Annotated in this window: 24 protein-coding genes; 13 read left to right on the forward strand and 11 right to left on the reverse strand. The window is 63.1% G+C overall.

Features of this window, described 5'->3' with window-relative positions:
- Positions 1–118 precede the first annotated feature (118 nt).
- On the reverse strand, positions 119–352 hold the full coding sequence (locus tag YY7_RS0112380) for a hypothetical protein (RefSeq protein ID WP_028163518.1): 234 nt from the start codon (positions 350–352) through the stop codon (positions 119–121).
- Positions 353–567: 215 nt separating this feature from the next.
- Here YY7_RS0112380 and YY7_RS0112385 point away from each other — a divergent pair, with 215 nt between their 5' ends.
- The 3 genes from YY7_RS0112385 (at position 568) to YY7_RS0112395 (ending at position 2821) form a co-directional block, all read left to right on the forward strand.
- Positions 568–912 (forward strand): hypothetical protein, encoded by a 345-nt coding sequence (locus tag YY7_RS0112385; protein ID WP_245287263.1) that lies wholly within the window; start codon positions 568–570, stop codon positions 910–912.
- A 147-nt stretch (positions 913–1059) separates the two neighbouring features.
- Complete coding sequence (locus YY7_RS0112390; RefSeq protein WP_028163520.1) at positions 1060–1398, forward strand: hypothetical protein; 339 nt, start codon at positions 1060–1062, stop codon at positions 1396–1398.
- Positions 1399–1597: 199 nt separating this feature from the next.
- On the forward strand, positions 1598–2821 hold the full coding sequence (locus tag YY7_RS0112395) for a GNAT family N-acetyltransferase (RefSeq protein ID WP_028163521.1): 1224 nt from the start codon (positions 1598–1600) through the stop codon (positions 2819–2821).
- A gap of 121 nt (positions 2822–2942) precedes the next feature.
- On the opposite strand, the gene YY7_RS0112400 is transcribed toward YY7_RS0112395, so the two are convergent.
- The 3 genes from YY7_RS0112400 to YY7_RS0112410 form a co-directional block, all read right to left on the reverse strand.
- Positions 2943–3581, reverse strand: coding sequence for an NIPSNAP family protein (locus YY7_RS0112400; RefSeq protein ID WP_028163522.1), 639 nt, complete (start codon positions 3579–3581; stop codon positions 2943–2945).
- 130 nt (positions 3582–3711) lie between these two features.
- Positions 3712–4377 (reverse strand): DsbA family oxidoreductase, encoded by a 666-nt coding sequence (locus YY7_RS0112405; RefSeq protein WP_028163523.1) that lies wholly within the window; start codon positions 4375–4377, stop codon positions 3712–3714.
- A gap of 60 nt (positions 4378–4437) precedes the next feature.
- Positions 4438–5259: a helix-turn-helix domain-containing protein gene (locus tag YY7_RS0112410; RefSeq protein ID WP_028163524.1), complete on the reverse strand. Its 822-nt coding sequence runs from the start codon at positions 5257–5259 to the stop codon at positions 4438–4440.
- A 128-nt stretch (positions 5260–5387) separates the two neighbouring features.
- Between YY7_RS0112410 and YY7_RS0112415 the strand changes: the two genes are divergently transcribed.
- Positions 5388–5609 carry a hypothetical protein gene (locus YY7_RS0112415; protein ID WP_409334853.1) on the forward strand — a complete coding sequence of 74 codons (222 nt, stop codon included), beginning with the start codon at positions 5388–5390 and terminating at the stop codon, positions 5607–5609.
- Between the two features lie 93 nt (positions 5610–5702).
- Here YY7_RS0112415 and YY7_RS0112420 read toward each other — a convergent pair whose 3' ends face one another.
- A complete protein-coding gene (locus YY7_RS0112420) occupies positions 5703–6161 on the reverse strand; it encodes a group III truncated hemoglobin (protein WP_028163526.1) in 459 nt (152 codons plus the stop codon).
- 84 nt (positions 6162–6245) lie between these two features.
- Between YY7_RS0112420 and YY7_RS0112425 the strand changes: the two genes are divergently transcribed.
- A complete protein-coding gene (locus tag YY7_RS0112425; RefSeq protein WP_028163527.1) occupies positions 6246–6674 on the forward strand; it encodes an RrF2 family transcriptional regulator in 429 nt (142 codons plus the stop codon).
- Here the strand turns inward: YY7_RS0112425 and YY7_RS0112430 are convergent.
- The gene (locus YY7_RS0112430; protein WP_028163528.1) at positions 6671–7333 is read right to left on the reverse strand and encodes an SET domain-containing protein; all 663 of its coding nucleotides are present in this window, start codon (positions 7331–7333) and stop codon (positions 6671–6673) included. The two genes, YY7_RS0112425 and YY7_RS0112430, sit on opposite strands and share 4 nt — an antisense overlap.
- A 137-nt stretch (positions 7334–7470) precedes the next feature.
- Between YY7_RS0112430 and YY7_RS0112435 the strand changes: the two genes are divergently transcribed.
- On the forward strand, positions 7471–7722 hold the full coding sequence (locus YY7_RS0112435) for a hypothetical protein (protein ID WP_028163529.1): 252 nt from the start codon (positions 7471–7473) through the stop codon (positions 7720–7722).
- Here YY7_RS0112435 and YY7_RS0112440 read toward each other — a convergent pair.
- Positions 7719–8444, reverse strand: coding sequence for a TetR/AcrR family transcriptional regulator (locus YY7_RS0112440; protein ID WP_028163530.1), 726 nt, complete (start codon positions 8442–8444; stop codon positions 7719–7721). The two genes, YY7_RS0112435 and YY7_RS0112440, sit on opposite strands and share 4 nt — an antisense overlap.
- A gap of 111 nt (positions 8445–8555) precedes the next feature.
- Between YY7_RS0112440 and YY7_RS0112445 the strand changes: the two genes are divergently transcribed.
- The 4 genes from YY7_RS0112445 (at position 8556) to YY7_RS0112460 (ending at position 11750) form a co-directional block, all read left to right on the forward strand.
- The gene (locus YY7_RS0112445) at positions 8556–9959 is read left to right on the forward strand and encodes a carotenoid oxygenase family protein (RefSeq protein WP_028163531.1); all 1404 of its coding nucleotides are present in this window, start codon (positions 8556–8558) and stop codon (positions 9957–9959) included.
- Positions 9960–10206: 247 nt separating this feature from the next.
- Entirely contained in the window at positions 10207–10785 is a 579-nt protein-coding gene (locus YY7_RS0112450) for a hypothetical protein (RefSeq protein ID WP_028163532.1), read from the forward strand.
- A gap of 20 nt (positions 10786–10805) precedes the next feature.
- A complete protein-coding gene (locus YY7_RS0112455; protein ID WP_028163533.1) occupies positions 10806–11360 on the forward strand; it encodes an inner membrane-spanning protein YciB in 555 nt (184 codons plus the stop codon).
- Between the two features lie 93 nt (positions 11361–11453).
- Entirely contained in the window at positions 11454–11750 is a 297-nt protein-coding gene (locus YY7_RS0112460) for a hypothetical protein (protein ID WP_028163534.1), read from the forward strand.
- Between the two features lie 135 nt (positions 11751–11885).
- On the opposite strand, the gene YY7_RS0112465 is transcribed toward YY7_RS0112460, so the two are convergent.
- Positions 11886–13541: a fumarate hydratase gene (locus YY7_RS0112465; protein ID WP_028163535.1), complete on the reverse strand. Its 1656-nt coding sequence runs from the start codon at positions 13539–13541 to the stop codon at positions 11886–11888.
- A 207-nt stretch (positions 13542–13748) separates the two neighbouring features.
- Here YY7_RS0112465 and YY7_RS0112470 point away from each other — a divergent pair, with 207 nt between their 5' ends.
- On the forward strand, positions 13749–14228 hold the full coding sequence (locus YY7_RS0112470; protein ID WP_080663680.1) for a hypothetical protein: 480 nt from the start codon (positions 13749–13751) through the stop codon (positions 14226–14228).
- A gap of 74 nt (positions 14229–14302) precedes the next feature.
- A complete protein-coding gene (locus YY7_RS0112475) occupies positions 14303–14662 on the forward strand; it encodes a GFA family protein (RefSeq protein ID WP_028163537.1) in 360 nt (119 codons plus the stop codon).
- Between the two features lie 114 nt (positions 14663–14776).
- Here YY7_RS0112475 and YY7_RS0112480 read toward each other — a convergent pair whose 3' ends face one another.
- Positions 14777–15484, reverse strand: coding sequence for a glutathione S-transferase (locus YY7_RS0112480; protein WP_028163538.1), 708 nt, complete (start codon positions 15482–15484; stop codon positions 14777–14779).
- A 155-nt stretch (positions 15485–15639) separates the two neighbouring features.
- Between YY7_RS0112480 and YY7_RS0112485 the strand changes: the two genes are divergently transcribed.
- Positions 15640–16044, forward strand: a complete 405-nt coding sequence (locus tag YY7_RS0112485) for a DUF3606 domain-containing protein (RefSeq protein ID WP_028163539.1) — start codon at positions 15640–15642, stop codon at positions 16042–16044.
- A gap of 284 nt (positions 16045–16328) precedes the next feature.
- Here the strand turns inward: YY7_RS0112485 and YY7_RS0112490 are convergent, their stop codons facing one another.
- Entirely contained in the window at positions 16329–17003 is a 675-nt protein-coding gene (locus tag YY7_RS0112490) for a hypothetical protein (RefSeq protein ID WP_028163540.1), read from the reverse strand.
- A 149-nt stretch (positions 17004–17152) separates the two neighbouring features.
- On the reverse strand, positions 17153–18124 hold the full coding sequence (locus tag YY7_RS0112495) for a Tim44 domain-containing protein (RefSeq protein WP_028163541.1): 972 nt from the start codon (positions 18122–18124) through the stop codon (positions 17153–17155).
- Between the last annotated feature and the right edge of the window lie 224 nt (positions 18125–18348).

The raw sequence follows: 18348 nt of genomic DNA on the forward strand, positions 1-18348 counted from the left end.
CAAGGCGATGGCTTGCCGGATTGGTCGTGAGGTTTGACGGCAAGGTTCATGCGCCGGCTCACGTGTCGCACGACCCCGTCGACATTGCCGCGTTGTCCGACGACGGATTGCCGTCAGATCACTTCGATTTCTTCGCAGCCTCCGTCGGCCGCGCCACGCCCCAGGGATCGTATTTCTCCTTGGGCTCGGGGATGCGTTCGAGCGCGGCCTTGTAAGCCTTCTCGTCGACCTTCGGCTTGCTGTCCTGCTTGCTTCCAGCCGCGTCGCCGCGATGCCGCTTGCCGCCCATCTGGGCATAAGCTGGCATCGCCATCAGCGCCAATACCGCCGCGGCGACCGTTAACTTGCGCATTGTTACTCTCTCCCTGCCACTCCGCCCCGGTATCTTCATACTGGAAAACGGCAGCATGGCGTGCCCCGGACCAATTCAGCAACAGTTGATCGATAGCGCGCCGTTCGGGGGCAGCCAAGTTTATTCGCGCAGGGTAAGTACCTCGAATGGGGTGGGACAACGCTCGCATTACATTGCTGTTAGGTTTGGCGGCTACGCTGGCCGGTTGCGGCTTCGTGGATAGCCGCTCGCCCCTGCCAATGCCGGCGTTCTTGCGCTCCAGGGAGGCCGAGCCGCCGCCGCTCGAAGCGCCGCCCGATATCAAGCGGCTGGTCAGCGAAAAACTGGACTCGGTGTTCGTATCGACGTCGCGTCCCGCCAATGTTCGTGTCTCGCAGCCGCTGCATGATCCGCGCGGACTGGGATGGACCGCCTGCGTGCGCGCTGAACTGACATCGGTGATGGGCCAGCCCTTGGGCACGCAGACCTATCGCGTCTTCATCAATGAAGGCGCCATCGCCGACCGCCGCCGGATCGACAGCGACGATACTTGCGCGACGGAGAATTACGAGCCGATCTGATCTCTGTTCGCCGACGACTGAATTGTTCCACCTCGGTACAAGCGCGCGCGCAACGGAACCGATCGCGCCAAGCCAGTTCCTTCGGAACGAAACCCTCCGCGCAGCTTTGTCAGCCGAGAGGGCAGTATCTTATGCGGAGGCGGAACCATGAAGACATTTGCAATCGCTTTGCTGGCCGGCGTCGGCGCGTTGTCTGTCGGCAGCGCTGCCAAGGCCACCGACATCTATAGCACCACGGAGTACAGCAACCCTGAACTCGTGCAGCATGTGCGCATGGTGTGTGACGATGACGGGAACTGCTATCGCACCCGCGGCGGCAGGCGCGTGATCGTCCGCGATTCCTATAACTACATGCCGCGCGAGCGTTACATCGAACGCCGCGAATATCGCGACCGCGATTACTACGATGGCGGCCCGCGCGCGGGTGTCGGCATTCGTACGCCCGGCGGGACCGTGGGTATCGGCGTCGGTGACGATCGCTGGTAAGCACTGAACAAGACAAAAGGGGCCGCCGAACGCATTTCGGCTGCCCCTTTTTGGTGAACAATCCGTTAACAATACCGCTTAAATTGCAGCGCCGAACCAACCGTATTTTGCATTTCTTCCGCTAGCTTTCCGGTAAGCGCGATCACGAGGGGCGACGTTGACAGTCCCTCCATCGCTCACGCATGGGGAAGCGGGGAAAGTGGCCGAGATCGCCGACAAAGCGGTTATTGATCGCGCATCGACCGACGACGCCACGCTAGCGCATGCGCCGGCGAGCGGCAGTCCCGTGCTCGCGCCGCTTGCCGATATCCCCATGGGCCAATGGCGCGCGCTCGCCGAACACGTGGCCGAGCCGAACGCCTATTACCTGCCAGAATGGGTGCTCGCAGTGAGCGCCTCCGCTCGCGGCCGCACAGGCGCGCTCGCGCTCAGCGCCTTCAGCGATGCTCCGCTCGCCTATGACGGACCGGCGCGGATGATCGGGCTGTTGCCGGTCGTCTCGCTGTGGCGCGCTTATAAAATCCCGCTGCCCGCGCTGGTGAGCGCACAGCCCTATGGCACGCTGTGCACGCCGCCGCTCGATGGCGACGTCGCTGAGGCAGCAGCGGAGCGGCTGATGCAGGAAGCGCGCAAGGCTGGTGCGCATGCGCTGATCCTGCGTGACATGTCGCTGGACGGCAAAGCGATGCGGGCCTTCACCGAAGTGCTGCGGCTGAACGGCATGCGTCCGCGCCTGATGCAATCATGCCTTCGCGCCTACCTCGACGCGACGCGCAATGCGGACGAACTGCTGCTCGAAGCACTCGGAACCAAGAAGCTGAAGGAGCTGCGCCGGCTGCGTCATCGTCTCGACGAACACGGCGCGGTGCATTTCGAGGTGGCGCGCTCGCCCGATGACCTCGCAGCCGCGCTCGAAACCTTCCTCATCCTCGAAGCCAGCGGCTGGAAAGGCAAGCGCGGCACCGCGCTCGTCCAGCATGATGGCGACGCCACCTTCATCCGTCGCGCCACCGCGGCGCTTGCCGAAACCGGCCAATGCGAGATCGTAACGCTCCGCGCCGGCGACACTGCGGTCGCAGCCGCGATCGTGCTGCGGCACCAGGAGCGCGCGTTCTATTTCAAGCTCGGCGTCGATGAGCGCTTTGCCAAATATTCGCCGGGCGTGCAGTTGACGCTCGATCTCACCCGCCATCTCTGTGGCGATCCGGCGATCCGCTCGGCGGATTCAACCGCGGCGCCCGACCATCCCATGATCAACCCGATCTGGCGCGGGCGCCTTGCCATCGGCGACGTCCTGATCCCGCTGCGGCGACACGATCCGCTCGTGCCAATGATCCATACCGCCCTGGCTGTGCACCGTTTTGCGGAGGAAGCCGCACGTAGCGGTGTTCGGTTCATCAGAAATCGCGGCAAGTCCCATTAGCAATCGTAGCCCGGGTGAAGCGCAGCGTGACCCGGGGCCGCTCGCCCTGGTGAAGCAGCCGTCCCGGGTTGCGCTGCGCTCCACCCGGGCTACGGGTCACGGCATTCGTTCGTCCCGCAACTCATTGCAACGGCGAGTGTGGCGCGGGCAGCATGATGGTCGAGTGCATCTCGTCGAGCAGCGGGCCGCCTTTGCGGAGAAATTCCTGCCATGCCGGATCTTTCAAGGCGTTCGCGCGGGCTTCAACACGCGCATTGAGACTGGGATAAGCCCAGATGTGGCAGACTTCGTTCGGCTGGCCTGCCTCGGTTTGCCAGAGGCCGACGATCTTGGAATATTTTTCGCGAGCCGGGAGAGCCTCCATGAGCGCTTCGAGCCATAGTTTGATCGCGCCGCCCGGCTTGGCGCGATAGTTGCGGAATTCATAGATGTTGCCCGTCGATGCCGGAGCAACCGGTGGCTTCACCGCGTTGAGCAGGCGGATATCCTGACGCTGCAGCAGCGGGCGGATCAGCGGAACATACTCGCCGGTCCAACGCGGATTTTTGGCGAGCTCGCCGCGCAGCCTGCTCCGCTCGTCAAAATCCTTATAGCTCCACAGGTGCATGACCTGATTGAGTGGACCGATCTCGGTCGTCCAATAGCCTTCGAGCTTGCCGTAGTCATCCTTGCGGATGTCGCGCGACACGGTGCTCGCTGCTTTCACCACCTCGCCCAGGGTCCCGGGCTTCACCGTGTAGGTCCGGAGCTCATAGAGCATGACGTTCTCCCAATTTTCTTTTGATGTTTTTTTGTTTCTTCGCCCGGGTGAAGCGCAGCGTAACCCGGGACTCTCGAAGACGCTGATGCAGGTGTCCCGGTTGCGCTACGCTCCACCCGGGCTACGGGCGCTACTCCGCCGCCTCGGCGTTGATCTCGGCCGATACCTGGCGGATGGCGCGGGCGAGTTGCTCGGCCGGCTGCGCGCCGGAAACCGCGTATTTCTGTGCGAACACGAAGGTCGGCACGCCGGAGATGCCCTTGTCGGACGCCTCCTGTGCCTGCGACGAGATCAGCGCGACATCTTCATCGGTTGCGAGGCGCCCGCGCACGTCATCGGCATCGAGCCCGACATCCGCCGCTGCCTGCACCAGCACGTCGATGTCGGTGAGGTCGCCCCCGTCGCGGAAGTAAAGCTCCATCAGCCGCTGCTTCATCTCGGCGGCCTTGCCCTTGGCCTCCGCCCAATGGATCAGCCGATGGCAATCGATGGTGTTGGGCTGGCGCTTGACGAGATCCGGGTGATAGGTCAGCCCCTCCTCGCCCGCGGCGGCGACAACGCGCCCGGCGATGCCCTTGTAGGCCTCGACCGAGCCGAACTTCGCGGTGAGATATTCGTCGCGGCTGACGCCCTCGCGCGGCACCCAGGCGTTGAGGAAGAACGGGCGCCAGCGCACTTCAACCGGCACATCCGGCACCAGCTTGAGTGCATTCTCGATCCGCCGCTTGCCGATATAGCACCAGGGGCAGACGACGTCGGAAACGATGTCGAGGCGAAGCGGCTTCAGGGTGCTCATCGGGCGTTCCTCCGCTGGAAAGACGCAGAGATAAGCCGCGAAGGGAACCCCGACAACCCGCTATTTCATGGCGTCAGCCATCTGCTTCAGCCGCTCGGCGGTCAGATCGTCGGCGGGAAAGAAGGTTTCCAATGCCAGTTCCGACAGCGTGATATCGACCGGCGTGCCGAATACCATGGTGGTGGAGAAGAAGCTCAACACCCCGCCATCGTGGCGCAGCTTGAGCGGGATCGCGACATTGTCCGGCGGCAGCGGCCCTGAGCGTGCCGGGATCGGATAGCTCTTCAGGTCCTGATAAAGCCTCAGCAATTCCGGATCGGCCGTCGCCTCGCATTGCCGATGCAATCGCTCCAGGAGGTGTCCGGTCCATTCGGCGAGATTGACCGTCCGCGCGGCCAGCCCTTCGGGATGAAAGGCAAGCTTGAGGATGTTGAAGGGCTGGCCGAGCAGCCGCTGCGGAATGCCCTCGAGCAGCGGGGCCACCATGCGGTTGGCGGTGACCAGATTCCAGTGCCGGTCATAGGCCAGCGCCGGGTTCGGCTCATGCGCCTTCAACACCAGATCGATCGCCTGCCGTGCGGATTTCAGCGCGGGATCGTCGAGCGAGCGCTGCGGGAAGGCCGGCGCGAAACCGGCGGCGACCAAGAGCACGTTGCGTTCACGCAAGGGCACCTCCAGCCGTTCGGCCAGCTTCAGCACCATCTCACGCGATGGCGCGGCGCGGCCGGTTTCCACGAAGCTCAAATGACGCGCCGAGATATCCGCCTCGATGGCGAGATCGAGTTGGCTCAGATGGCGGCGCTGCCGCCATTCTCGCAAGTGCTCGCCGACATGGATCGGCCTGCTTGGTTCGGCCCGCGCCGTGGATGCATGTGCGTTCATGCAGGAAAAACTACCACGCGGCCTTCGGCCATTCCATTACGTCCGAGGTAATCGAAAGCCTCCTACGTGCGAGGTAATCGAAAAGGCGCGCGGACCGGATCATCTTCGAAGGGCACGAGGAGATGACCATGAGACCCGACCCGAGCCCCTTCCCGTCCGCCGCCGACATCATTGCATGGCTGCTCAATCTGGCGACATCGCTGATCGCGCGTTCGCTGCAGCTACCGGAACCGCTGGTCTACTCGACCGGCGTCTATGTCGTCGCGCAGGTGCAGGCCGCCGAGACCAGGGCGGCGAAGCGGCTCTGTCCATTGCGCCTCATGCGTCAGCTCCGCCGGCTGTTCCGCTGAATCATCAACCAGGCTGCAAGCTTTCACCAACCGGCTCCAAAAAGAACGGCCGCCCTAAGCGTTCACAGCGGCCGCTCTTCCTGGCGTTAGAGCTCAGGCGTTAGCGTCCTCGCCGCGCCGAAACCGCTCGCCCTTGCCGAGCATCACGCCCTGCGCGCCAGCGATGCCGAGTTCGAGGCTGGCAGCGATCCGCTGCGCGCGTTCGATGAGATGCGCGGCCGCCTCCGGCGGACAAAGCTCCTGCGCGGTCTGTTCGAACAATTCGAGCCAGCGGTCGAAATGACCGGCGTCGACCGGCAGCGGCAGGTGTTTTGCCATCGGCGTGCCGTGATAGCGGCCAGTCATCAGCGCGACCGACGACCAGAACGCGCACATTTGCGACAGATGCGGCCCCCAATCCCGGATGCGTGCTTCGAACACCGGCCCAAGCACCGCATCGGCGCGGACCTTGGCGTAGAAGCCGTGCACGAGGTGCTCGATCATGGCCTCGGTGATGCCGGTCTTGGCGACGATGTCGGCCGTGATCTGCTCGCGCCGCTCTGCCCCTGTCATGCCAGCTCTCCTCAAATAGGTATTCTAAATACCCATTTAGGGCAGTATGGCTGGTTCGCAAAACCGGATTTTTGCGGGGCTCCCATGCGCCTCACTCTGTTCACCGATTTCGCCCTGCGCGCCCTGATGCGGCTTGCGGGCGAGCCGACGCGCTCTTTTGCGACCACGGAGATCGCGGCCGAATTCGGCATTTCGCGCAATCACCTGGCCAAGATCGTGCGGAACCTTGCGGATAGCGGCTTCATCACCACCCAGCGCGGGGCCCGCGGCGGTTTTGCGCTGGCGCGGCCGCCGCAGGCGATCACGCTCGGCGAGGTCGTGCGCGCGCTGGAGAACGACCAGGCGCTGGTCGAATGTTTTCGTGAGGATGGCGGCGCCTGCGTGCTGACGCCGCGCTGCCGCCTGAAGGGAAGACTGGCCGCGGCGCGCGAAGCCTTCTTGCGCGAGCTCGATGCAACGACGCTCGCCGAATGCGCCTATCCGGCGCGGCCAAAGGCGGTCAAGCCAATCTAGGCGTGTAGCGCCGTCGCTGAGCTCTTGCGCTTTCCGGCGACTACCTTCTTGCCGGCAGGCTTGGGGCGGCCCGAGCCGTTCAGATACTTGCCGTTGGCCTTGCCGTTCTTCTTTTTCGCCTTTTCTTTGGCTTTGTCTTGAGCTTTGGCCTTTTCCTTGGCGACCTTCTCGGCCTTCCGCTTCGCCTTGCGCTCGGCTTTCTCCTTCAGCCTGAGCCGTTCCGCCCGCGCCTCGGCGCGCTTCTTCTTGCGTTTCTTCTCGCAGGAATCGCACTTGCAGCCGATCGGCTTCAGATAGGCTTTGAAATAATCGGTGCCGTAGTCGTAGTTGATCTCCTCGCCGGGCTCGATGTTCTTGATGGCGCGGATATAGATCTTGCGCTTGCGCGGCTTGACGTCGGATTCCGAATTCGGCTTGCAGGAATGATTGATATAGCGGGCGACGTTTTCGCGGATCGAGCCGTCGATGGTCCACCGGTTGGTGAGCTCGAACAGATATTTGTTCTCGATCTCGTCCTCTTCCTTCTTCTTGGAATCCAGGAGCGGCCCGAAATAGCGGATGATCCTGCTACCCTTCTTGATCGGCTTGGTGGCGAAAAGGCCGAGTCCGGTGCGGGAACGGCCGACGCGATAGGGTTTATTGGGCGATATCGAGGGCATGGTAATGTTGAATGAACGGACGCTTCGCACGAGCGATGGCTGTGCGGAGCCGCTCTTCTAGGACAATTCAGCGCCGCTGTCAGGTGTTTCGCGCTTGCCGTTGAAGCTTGCCCACAATGAACGCGTCTGAATAAAGCATGATCCGGTCAAGTGGGAAGCGGCTCTCCAAAAAGATCACGCTCAAACAAGGAGATGAGATCACCATCTCATCGCGGTTCCGCTATGAAGGCTTGCATCATGAAGCTTGTCATAATGCATGCGTATTCACCATCCTGCTGGCCGGCAGTCTTGACCATTCAAACGCCCAAACATTCAGCAGCAACTACACGTCGACGGCGCCAAAAGACTGCCACGCGGTGGGTAAACCGACCAATCTCAACCATTTTTAGTTGGCCGGTGGACGGAAGGCCGAACTGCGCAGCATCGCATCCAGTAGTGTCTCGGCCGATGTGCCCTCGGGCAGCCGCTTCAGGACGTCGGACAGGCGGCCGTCAAGCAGCAGCGTGGTGAAGCCGTGCACCAGCGACCAGGCACGCACGATCGCAGCGGCCTGGTCGAGCGACAGCTTCTGCTCCTCGATATGCTCGTGGCGGCTTTCGCCGACCGCACCGGCAAGGCCGCCGAAGGCGGCGCTTGCGGCCTCGTGCAGCGAGGGTCTCGACATGTCGAGCCGCTCGGTGCGGAACATCAGGCCGTACATGCCCGGATGCGCCTGCGCATAGGCGATATAGGCCTTTGCGCGCGCCAGCCCCTTCTCCGCAATGGTGGTGCCGCCTGCGACGGCGGTGCGCATCGCATCGTTGAACTGGCGGAAGCCGATAGCGGCGAGCTCGCTGAGCAGGCCGGTCAGGTCGCCGAAATGATGCGTCGGCGCGGCGTGCGAAACCCCGGCCTCGCGCGCCACCGCCCGTAACGTCAGCCCCGCCAGCCCGTCGCGCTCGAGCACGCGCTCGGCCGCCGTCAACAGCGCCTCGTGCAGCGCGCCATGATGATAGGGCGCCTCGCCGGACCGGCGCTGCCGGCGCGCCGGCCTCGCGGCCGCTTGTTTCGCCGTCTTCCGCGTTCTCGCCGGCGACGCCTTCGCCTTGTTTTCTCTCGACAATCTCGTCATGCGAATCCTTATAGGTGGCAATTTTGACACTGTAAAGATTTTGCTTGACGGTCGGCAGCGCCACCTGTATCCATATCTTTACAACGTAAAGATAATATGGAGGGAGTGACGATGCTTGATCAGGCGATCGCTGAGACACCGCGGACCAACCTGGCGCCGATCCCCTTTGAGGCGGACGCGCCATTCCTCAGGATATCGGGCGAGCTGCCGCGCGAACTCAACGGCACGCTCTATCGGAACGGGCCCAATCCGCAATTCGAGTCCCCCGGCGCGCATTGGTTCGTCGGCGACGGCATGCTGCACGCCTTCCATCTCGAGAACGGCCGTGCCAGCTATCGCAATCGCTGGGTCCGCACGCCGAAATGGCAGGCCGAGCATGATGCCGGCCGCGCATTGTTCGGCGGCTTCGGCCGCAAGCTGTCGGATGCGCCGCCGTCGACCACCGCTGACGGCGGCGTCGCCAACACCAACATCATCTTCCACGCCGGCCGCCTGCTCGCGCTCGAGGAGGGCCATCTGCCGACCGAGATCGAGCCCGGCTCGCTGAACCGGCTTGGCTATTGCGACTATAGCGGCGCCATCCAGGGCCCTTTCACCGCGCATCCCAAGGTCGATCCGAAGACCGGCGAGCTCGTGTTCTTCGGCTACAACGCGGCTGGCCCCCTGACCCCTGCCCTTTCCTTCGGCTCGGTCAATTCGTCCGGGGTCGTGACGCGCTTCGAGCGTTTTGAATCGCCCTATGCCAGCATGGTGCACGACTTCATCGTCACGGAGAACCATCTGCTGTTTCCGATCCTGCCGGTCACCGGCAGCATGGAGCGAGCGATGAGGGGGAAAGCGCCATATGCCTGGGAGCCCGAGAAAGGCGCCTATGTCGGCGTGATGAAGCGGAGCGCCTCCGCGCAGGACATCACCTGGTTCCGCGCCGAGAGCTGCTACGTCTTCCACGTCGTGAACGCCTGGGAGGAAGGCAGCCGCATCATCGCCGACGTCATGCAGTTCGAGGAAGCGCCGCTGTTCAACCATCCGGACGGCTCGCCGACGGACCCGAAGAAGAACCGCGCGCGCTATTGCCGCTGGACCTTCGATCTCGCCGGCAATACTGACCGTTTCACGCAAACCTATCTCGACGACCTCACCGGCGAATTCCCGCGCATCGACGATCGCCATGCCGGCTATGCTTTCGCCCATGGCTGGTACGCCTGCGCCAATCCTGCACTGCCGATGTTCGGCGCGCTCTCCGGCATCGTGCATGTCGATGGCACGGGCAAGCGCCGCGGCCACTATCTGCTGCCCGCCGGCGACACCATCTCGGAGCCGGTGTTCGTCGAGCGCGGGAGCGATGCGCCCGAGGGCGACGGCTGGCTGCTCGCAGTGGTCTGGCGCGCCCGGGAAAATCGCAGCGATCTCGCCGTGTTCAACGCGCGCGACGTCCAGGCCGGCCCGATCGCACTGGTCCATCTCGGCCACCGCGTACCCGATGGTTTCCACGGCAATTGGGTCGGCGCCAATTGATGACCCACGCCCGCTCCCCGTCAGCCCGGGCGTCGCAACGCGATGAACCCTGAATCTGGAGGTTGTGAGCTCGAGATTCCGGGTTCGCGCTATCCGCGCCCCGGAATGATACCCTCATAGAGAACTGAAATCATTGCGATTTACCAGACACGCCTTCATTTTGACACTGTAAAGATTTTGCTTGACGGTTTCTCGCAATACCTCTAGCTTATCTTTACATTGTCAAGATCAGCACGGAGAGGCGGCCATGACGATTTTCCTCATCCTCGCCCCCTATGGTGCCTTCGCAGCCCTGCTGCTGGTGACGTCGGCGACTGCCAGCCTGTTTGCCGCCGCCGCGATTTGCCTCGCGGTCATCGCATTCGACGTGATACGCGGCCTCTCGATCAAGATCCTTGGCGTCGGCTCGGTGATCACCTTCGCTGCGATCGGCCTCTATGTCGCTTTTGTCGATCAGCACCTTGGCACCGCGTCGGTGAGGTTCGCCGTCGACACCGGCATCTTCCTGGTTTCGCTCGGCTCGATCCTGGCCCGCCGCCCCTTCACGCTGCAATATGCGCGCGAAGTGGTCGACGGCAACACAGTGCAGCAACCCGGCTTCCTGCGCGTCAACTACGTCATCACCTGGGCCTGGACCATCGCCGCGCTGCTGATGATGGTCGGCAACATCGCCATCGTCTACATGCCGAGCCTGCCGCTGTGGAGCGGGCTTCTGATTGCGTTCGCCGCGCGCAATAGTGCCGTCTTCTTCACCAAGTGGTATCCGCACTACCGGATGACGAAACACGGCACCCATCCGGTCAACGCGCTGCCCAGCGCGAACTGAGTGTTGCAGGGGACATCGCGATGAAGGACGTCTTCGCAAAGCTCGCCTCCGACTTCTTCTCGACCATCGTGTTCCTGGCGGTCTATTTCGCCACCGATAACGTTCTGCTCGCGACGGGGATCGCGATTGCCGGCGCGATCGCACAGGTGGTGCATTCCCGCATCAAGGGCGAGACGCTCGGCTTCATGACCTGGGCCAGCCTGGCGCTGGTGATCGTGCTCGGCAGCGCCACCCTGCTCACCCACGATCCGCGCTTTGTGCTGGCAAAGCCGGCGATCGCACATTTCGCGATCGGCGCGATCATGCTCAAGCGCGGCTGGATGCTGCGCTACATGCCGCCGATCGTGGTCCAGACCATTCCGGAATATGTCACCCTCGCCGGCTATGCCTGGGCGGTGCTGATGTTTGCGATCGGCGCCGGCACCATCGCGGTGGCCGCGACCGGCGATATCAAGCTATGGGCGACCTATGTGACACTGGTCGCCGCCGGCTTGAAGATCGCCGCCTTCGCGATCCAATACGTCCTTTTCCGCATCATCGTGACGAGCCGGCTGCGCGCGGCGGCCCGCGCTTAATGATCGCAGGGCGAAAATAGATCGTTGGGCTTGCGCGCCCTGATAGGCTATACCCGCTGCCCAAGCTTCACCATTAACCTCGGGGAGACAGGCATGGCGGTGGACGGAAACTGGAATCTCACCATGAGCACGCCGATGGGCGATCGTCAGGCGACACTGTCGCTGAAGAACTCGGGCGGCACGCTCACGGGCACGCAGGGCGCCGAAGGCAGCTCGGCTGAGATCTTCGACGGTACCGCCAACGGCGACGATGTCGCCTGGAAGGTTTCCATCACCAACCCGATGCCGCTCACGCTCGAATTCACCGGCAAAGTGACCGGCGACAGCATCGCCGGCGAAATGGGCATCGGCCCGATGGGCAGCTTCCCGTTCACGGGGACAAGGGCGTAAAGCGGCGCCATTATTGGCGCGGCATTTGCTGCAAACTCAGTCGTCATACGCGGGCTTGACCCGCGTATCCATCTCCTTTGAACGATGGATGGCCGGGTCAAGCCCGGCCATGACACATCGTGAGGCTACGCCTCCTCAACCCAAGTTCAACTCCTTGAAGAAGTCGTTGCCCTTGTCATCGATGATGATGAAGGCTGGAAAATCCACGACCTCGATGCGCCAGATCGCTTCCATGCCGAGCTCGGGATATTCGACCACCTCGACCTTCTTGATGCAGTGCTCGGCGAGGTTCGCCGCGGCGCCACCGATCGAGCCGAGATAGAAGCCTCCGTGCTTCTTGCAGGCTTCGCGCACCGCCGGCGCGCGGTTGCCTTTCGCCACCATCACCATCGAGCCGCCGGCGGCCTGGAACTGGTCGACGAAGGAGTCCATGCGCCCGGCCGTGGTCGGACCGAACGCGCCGGACGCGTAGCCATCAGGAGTCTTGGCCGGACCGGCGTAATAGACTGGATGGTTCTTGAAGTAATCCGGCAGCGGCTCGCCCTTCTCCAGCCGCTCGCGCAATTTGGCGTGCGCGGAGTCACGTGCGACGATCATGGTGCCGGTCATCGATACGCGCGTCTTGATCGGATGCTTTGAGAGCGTAGCCAGGATATCCTTCATCGGCTGATTGAGATCGATCTTGACGACGTCGCCGCCAAGCGACTGCTCGACCTGCGGCAGATACTGCGCGGGGTTATGCTCGAGCTCCTCCAGGTAGACGCCGTCCTTGGTGATCTTGCCGAGCACCTGGCGGTCCGCCGAGCAGGACACGCCAAGCCCGATCGGCAATGAAGCGCCATGGCGCGGCAGCCGGATCACGCGCACGTCGTGGCAGAAATACTTGCCGCCGAACTGCGCGCCGACCCCGAGAGACTGCGTCATCTTGTGGATTTCCTGCTCCATCTCCAGATCGCGGAACGCGTTGCCGTCGGGCGAGCCATGCGTCGGCAGCGCGTCGAGATAGCGGGCGGACGCGAGCTTCACCGTCTTCATGCAGAGCTCGGCCGAGGTGCCGCCGATCACGATGGCGAGGTGATAAGGCGGGCACGCCGCGGTGCCGAGCGTGAGGATCCTCTCCTTCAGGAATGCCAGCAGCCTATCCTTGGTCAAGACAGACGGCGTCGCCTGGAACAGGAAGCTCTTGTTGGCAGAGCCGCCGCCCTTGGCCATGAACATGAACTTATAGGCATCATCGCCCTCGGCGTAGATCTCGCACTGCGCCGGCATGTTGTTGGCGGTGTTCTTCTCCTCGTACATCGACAGCGGCGCCACCTGCGAATAGCGCAGGTTGCGGCGCAGGTAGGCGTCGCGCGCGCCTTCCGACAGCGCCGCCTCGTCATCGCCCTCGGTGATGACGTTGCACCCCTTCTTGCCCATGATGATCGCGGTGCCGGTGTCCTGGCACATCGGCAGCACGCCGCCGGCGGCGATATTGGCGTTCTTGAGGAAATCGAACGCCACGAACTTGTCGTTGTCGCTGGCTTCCTTGTCGTCGAGGATATTGCGAAGCTGCTTGAGGTGCCCCGGCCGCAGGTAATGGTTGATCTCGCCGAAGGCGGCCTCCGACAGCGCCCGCAGCGCCTCGCGCGACACCACCAGCATGTCCCGTCCCAGCACCTTCTCGACCCGCACGCCTTCCGCCGTGACCTTCTTGTACGGCGTCGTGTCCTGCCCCAGCGGGAACAGCGGCGTGTGCTTATAAGGCGGAACAGGCTTGGACTGGTCGGGGAAAGCGGTGGGAGCGTTCATGGGCATGATCTCGGGTTGGGGCCGGGAACCTCGGCCCGGCATCTAGAGCCGTTCTAAGCATTTTTGCCGTAAAGGAAAGGCGTGGGAACGCTAGCCAGCGATCCGGGGCACCTGCGGTCTCGCGCAGGGCTGGCCGCCGCATATTGACGCAACCCGCTCGACCCTGCATTGAACCCGTGTGGTTTTCCATGCCGGCAGGGGGCATCCGTGACCAGAACACTCGTATTGCGTCTTCGAGGCGCAGCGCTCGCCGCCGTGCTGGGGCTTTTCTCCGCCCTCGCCGCATTGCCGGCACACGCCGACCAGTGCGACGACATCGCCAAGCAGCTCGCCAGCCAGATCGACGGCCTCAAGGTCAACTTCAAGGCCGCCAACATCGTCTATCTGACCCATCCCGCGACCAGGGAATTGTCGCTCGGCTGCCGCGGCAAGAGCTACTCCGTCGAGCTCTATGCCAAGGGCGACCGGAAGCCGAAGCCGGAATTCTATCAACTGGTCAGCTCGGCGGCGGCGATCATCTTCACCGTGCCGAAGGACGACACCACGACCGGCGCCACGCGCTGCCTGAAGCGCATGGGCCTGTTGCGCGGCGACAAGGTCAGCATGCGCTTCCGCCGCCTCAACATGGACTGCACGCGCACCAAGACCGAGGCATCGATCGCGATCACCCGCGGCAAGGACGAATAGCGCTTCCGCGACCTGCTGACCGGACCGAGCCGTTGCGTTATCATGCTTTCCCCGGGATGCGGTGAGGAAGAACGATGCCTGACAGCAAAACCTATACCGGCGGATGCCATTGCGGACAGGTACGTTTCGAATGCACCTCCGATCTTGCCATGGTGACCAATTGCAACTGCTCGATCTGCACCAAGAAGGGCCTGCATTTCGCCTTCCTGCCGCCGAGGAGTTTTCAGCTCCGCGCCGGCGAGGAGAACTTGAAGGAATATCTCTTCAACCGGCACGCCATCCGCCATCAATTCTGCATCGACTGCGGCGCCGAGGTGTTTGCCTACGGCAAGAAGCCCGACGGCACTGATGTGGTGGCGCTGAACGTGAGCTGCATCGACGGCATTGAGTTGTCGAAGCTCGCGATGACGCCGTTCGACGGCAAGAACAGTTGATGTCGTTTCATGCACCGTCATGCCCGGGCTTGTCCCGGGCATCCACGTTCTTGGCAATCGAAACCGTGGATGGCCGGGTCAAGCCCGGCCATGACGAGCGGATAGAGCGACGCTTCAAAGATCCAGTTCCTTGTACCGGCGGAAGATGCCCTGCTCGTTGAACGGAATCCGCCGCTCGCTTGCCAGATAGGTCTTGATGTTCGGCCGCTCGGCGACGCGATCGCGCAATTCGACCAGGCGGGGAATGTTCTCCTCGAACGCCTGCATGTGCTTCGGGAAGGCATAACGGAGGCCCTCCACGATCTGGAACAGCGACAGATCGACATAGGTCAGGCGGCGGCCGCTGACGTAAGCACCGCCATTTGCCTCCACGATATCTTCGAAGTAGCCAAGATATTTCGGCACCCGCTCCTTCCAGAATTCCGTGGTGCGCTTCTTCGCCGGCGCCTTCTGGTCCTCGTAATAGAGGCTCGGCCCGAGCGGGTGATGGGTGTCGTGAACTTCCAGCACGAGATCGGCAATCGTGAGCTGCATTTGATGCACCCAAAGCCGTGCCGCTTCGGCCTTCGGCGCCAGGCCATGGCGCGGGCCGAGAAAGAACAGGATGTTGGCAGTCTGCCCGATCACGAGCTTGCCGGCCTTGAGGAACGGCGGCGCGAAGGGCGGCGTGCCCTTGCCCGCTTCCATCATCGCCATCATCGCGCTTGTGCCGCCTGCGCCACGCGCCACATCGTCATAATCAGCACCCGCATCCTCCAGCGCGAGTCGCACATATTCGCCGCGGCCCTGGATGTCGGGCCAGTAGTACAACTGATAGCGCATGGACGATGCCTCCCCAGTGACAAGCTCATGACAACACCACACTCCTGTGGCCGGCGCTCTGCTGCCCCGTGATCGCAATTGTTTGCAAACGCGCGACGATGTTAGCCTGTTCCGATCTTGGAACATCCGATTCCCGATCGGATAGGAGAATATTGATGGCGGATAGCAAGAAGAAGCGCGGCGCTGGTGATCGCGCGCGGATCGCGTTGGGCGAAGCTTATGAGGTCGCCTACTGGTCAAAAAAGTTCAAGGTCACGCCGGCCGAGCTGAAATCCGCCGTCAAGAAAGTCGGACATTCCGCCAAGAAGGTGGAAGCCTACTTCAAGGAGCAGAAGCACCTCGCCGCGGACCGTGCGCGGATTGCGGTAAGCGAGCCCTATGAAGTGCGCTACTGGTCCAAGAAGTTCAAAGTCACACCGGCCAAGTTGAAGGCCGCGGTCGCTGCCGTAGGCCATTCGTCGAAGAAAGTCGCGGCCTATGTGGCGAAGAAGAAAACAGCTCCCAAGAAGGTAGCAAAGAAGAAAGTCGCGAAGAAAAAAGCCACCAAGAAGGCCGCCTGAGCACTTGCTGGAGCATGGTGCGATGAGGTCGAATCGTGTCCGCGATGGCGCTGCGTCCCTTCACCTCTCCCGTAGGGAGAGGTCGGCGTGTAACGCCGGGTGAGTGGATTTGCTCTATCGAGGGGCCGCACCCCCTCACCCGCGCCTTCGGCGCGACCTCTCCCTAGGGAAGAGGTGAACTTGCAGCGAGACTGATTCAGCCAAGAGACATCACGCGCTGGCGCATGATCCGATTGGATGGAATCGGATCATGCTCCAGGCGGCCGAGATTGGCGGCATGGACTTCAGTTCACGGCGAAGCAGTACAGCAAGCCGTCGCCGCCGGTGCTCTTCAAGTCAGCCTGCGAGCAGCCACCGTCGGGGCCGCGCGAAGGATGCGACGAGTTCCAGGACTTCGATGGCTCGTCGTCGCGCAGGCCGATCCGGTCGGAATGGCCGACGATGGCGGTGCCTTGCGTGCTGCTCGTCCAGTTCTTGCAGGTGCGATCCTCGCCGGCGGCAAACGCCGTGCCGTCCGCTTGCGAGCCGGTCAGCACGTCGTGACGGTTCGGCGTGTCGCCGCGGCCATTGATGACCTCGCCTTTTTCGGAAAGCGCGGTCTGCTTGGTGAGATTGTTGCCGGCGCCGTGGAGGTCGGCGACATCCTTGGCGACCACCACCCCCTTCACATTCTGCCACGGCCCTTTGCCGATGCGGTCGCGCGCGTTTATGGCCGGCTGGCCGTCGGCCGCCTGTGTCGAGAGATAGGCGTGCGAGGTTTTCGGCGCGCCGAAGCCCGCCGCCTGCGCCAGCGTCTGGCAATGATTGTCGGCACCCGCAAGCCCACCGAGATTACCGCCATTGCCGATGCCGTTGCTGGTCAGGAAGAAGCTCGCGTTGGCCGACTGCGCCTGCGCCGGTTGCACCGCGAAAGCGGCGAGTGCGAAACATGTCGGCACGATGATGGCACGGATATTCATTTGCTCCTCCTGATTGTTCTTGGCTTCCGACATCAACCCGTAGCGGCACTGATTATTCCGACGCTGTGACCGCGAAAATGAATCGCGCAAAGCAAAAGGCGCTGCGGAATGAACCGCAGCGCCTCGATGTTACGTTATCTAGCGGACGATCAGTTCGCCTGCTGGATCGCCGAGAGTTCCCAGTCGCTGCCGCGCCGGCGCACGAAGGTCCAGACCTCCGTCACTTCCTGCGGCTGCTCGCTGCCGGCGACCGGCCGGCTGGTGGTGCGGTCGAGCGTCTGGTCGACCAGCGAGAACCGCATCGCCACGGTGGCGTAATCGGACTCGCCCTCGCGCCAGGCTTCGGCAAGATCGCCCTGCAGCAGTTTCACATTCGTCACCTTGTTGACGACGTTGCGAGCCTTGTTCTCCTCCAGGTCCTTGGAGAAGTAGGAGACCATTTCGGGCGTCGCGAGCGAGTGCAGCTTGCCGACATCCTCATTTGACCATGCAGCCTGGACCTCGCCGAGCAGGCGCTCGAAGGCCTCATAGTCGGCCGGCGCGATTTCCAGAGGTGCGTTGGCCGATCCGAGACCGAAACCCATGCCCGAGCGATAATTCGGCTGCGGGCCCACGCCGGGTGCAGGTGTCGGTCCGCCGGCATAGGCGGCGGCCGGTGTCTGGCGGCGCTGCCACCACGACATCGCGAGCCGCACCACCAGCACGATCAGGCCGATCTGCAGCAACAGGCCGAGGATCGAGGTCAGGCCGCCGAGGCCGGAGAGTAGGCCACCACCGAACAAGAGGCCGAACAGGCCGGCGCCGAGGAAGCCCGCGGCGAGGCCGCCGAGCAGGCCGCGGCCCATGCCGCCCCGGTTGAACAGGCCGCCCGAATTCGCGGCCGGCGAGTTCATGCCGGTGCCAGGCTGGCTATAGGTGCGGTTGAACGGTTGCGTCGCGCCGGGCGCCGTGTTGGTGCTGGGCGGCGCGGAAAAGCTCCGCGAGCCGCGGGAACCGGAGCCGAAGCCGCCGCCGGCGCGAGCGTCGGCCGCCGAGATGCTGATAGCCGTGAGGGGCAGCGCCAGCGCGATCGCGACCGCGATAGCCCGAACAATTCCGCGCGTGTGTTGCGTGAAATTCATCTGTGTTTCCTTGAATCCCCGAAATGGAGAAAGTGGCACTAAGATGGGCACGGCCGCCCAAAAGGGAAGCCGTAAACGGGAACAACCACTGCGGCCCTCAGTCGCGGGGATGTGACAAAAGCCCGTCTTTTCACGGGTTTTAGCGGCTTCTTAACCCTGTCATTGCGACCGGAGCGAGGCGCTGCAGACTGCCACTACGGAGGGCAGGTTGCTTCGTCGCCTCC

This window comes from Bradyrhizobium elkanii WSM2783 (assembly GCF_000472865.1).
In the GTDB taxonomy this organism is placed as follows: Bacteria; Pseudomonadota; Alphaproteobacteria; order Rhizobiales; family Xanthobacteraceae; genus Bradyrhizobium; species Bradyrhizobium elkanii_A.

Bases quoted from the DNA above. Each gene is read 5' to 3' on its own strand.
- YY7_RS0112380 (WP_028163518.1), bottom strand. From the start codon at position 352: ATGCGCAAGTTAACGGTCGCCGCGGCGGTATTGGCGCTGATGGCGATG.
- YY7_RS0112390 (WP_028163520.1), top strand. From the start codon at position 1,060: ATGAAGACATTTGCAATCGCTTTGCTGGCCGGCGTCGGCGCGTTGTCT.
- YY7_RS0112400 (WP_028163522.1), bottom strand. From the start codon at position 3,581: ATGCTCTATGAGCTCCGGACCTACACGGTGAAGCCCGGGACCCTGGGC.
- YY7_RS0112405 (WP_028163523.1), bottom strand. From the start codon at position 4,377: ATGAGCACCCTGAAGCCGCTTCGCCTCGACATCGTTTCCGACGTCGTC.
- YY7_RS0112410 (WP_028163524.1), bottom strand. From the start codon at position 5,259: ATGAACGCACATGCATCCACGGCGCGGGCCGAACCAAGCAGGCCGATC.
- YY7_RS0112415 (WP_409334853.1), top strand. From the start codon at position 5,388: ATGAGACCCGACCCGAGCCCCTTCCCGTCCGCCGCCGACATCATTGCA.
- YY7_RS0112420 (WP_028163526.1), bottom strand. From the start codon at position 6,161: ATGACAGGGGCAGAGCGGCGCGAGCAGATCACGGCCGACATCGTCGCC.
- YY7_RS0112425 (WP_028163527.1), top strand. From the start codon at position 6,246: ATGCGCCTCACTCTGTTCACCGATTTCGCCCTGCGCGCCCTGATGCGG.
- YY7_RS0112430 (WP_028163528.1), bottom strand. From the start codon at position 7,333: ATGCCCTCGATATCGCCCAATAAACCCTATCGCGTCGGCCGTTCCCGC.
- YY7_RS0112435 (WP_028163529.1), top strand. From the start codon at position 7,471: ATGATCCGGTCAAGTGGGAAGCGGCTCTCCAAAAAGATCACGCTCAAA.
- YY7_RS0112440 (WP_028163530.1), bottom strand. From the start codon at position 8,444: ATGACGAGATTGTCGAGAGAAAACAAGGCGAAGGCGTCGCCGGCGAGA.
- YY7_RS0112445 (WP_028163531.1), top strand. From the start codon at position 8,556: ATGCTTGATCAGGCGATCGCTGAGACACCGCGGACCAACCTGGCGCCG.
- YY7_RS0112450 (WP_028163532.1), top strand. From the start codon at position 10,207: ATGACGATTTTCCTCATCCTCGCCCCCTATGGTGCCTTCGCAGCCCTG.
- YY7_RS0112455 (WP_028163533.1), top strand. From the start codon at position 10,806: ATGAAGGACGTCTTCGCAAAGCTCGCCTCCGACTTCTTCTCGACCATC.
- YY7_RS0112460 (WP_028163534.1), top strand. From the start codon at position 11,454: ATGGCGGTGGACGGAAACTGGAATCTCACCATGAGCACGCCGATGGGC.
- YY7_RS0112465 (WP_028163535.1), bottom strand. From the start codon at position 13,541: ATGAACGCTCCCACCGCTTTCCCCGACCAGTCCAAGCCTGTTCCGCCT.
- YY7_RS0112475 (WP_028163537.1), top strand. From the start codon at position 14,303: ATGCCTGACAGCAAAACCTATACCGGCGGATGCCATTGCGGACAGGTA.
- YY7_RS0112480 (WP_028163538.1), bottom strand. From the start codon at position 15,484: ATGCGCTATCAGTTGTACTACTGGCCCGACATCCAGGGCCGCGGCGAA.
- YY7_RS0112485 (WP_028163539.1), top strand. From the start codon at position 15,640: ATGGCGGATAGCAAGAAGAAGCGCGGCGCTGGTGATCGCGCGCGGATC.
- YY7_RS0112490 (WP_028163540.1), bottom strand. From the start codon at position 17,003: ATGAATATCCGTGCCATCATCGTGCCGACATGTTTCGCACTCGCCGCT.
- YY7_RS0112495 (WP_028163541.1), bottom strand. From the start codon at position 18,124: ATGAATTTCACGCAACACACGCGCGGAATTGTTCGGGCTATCGCGGTC.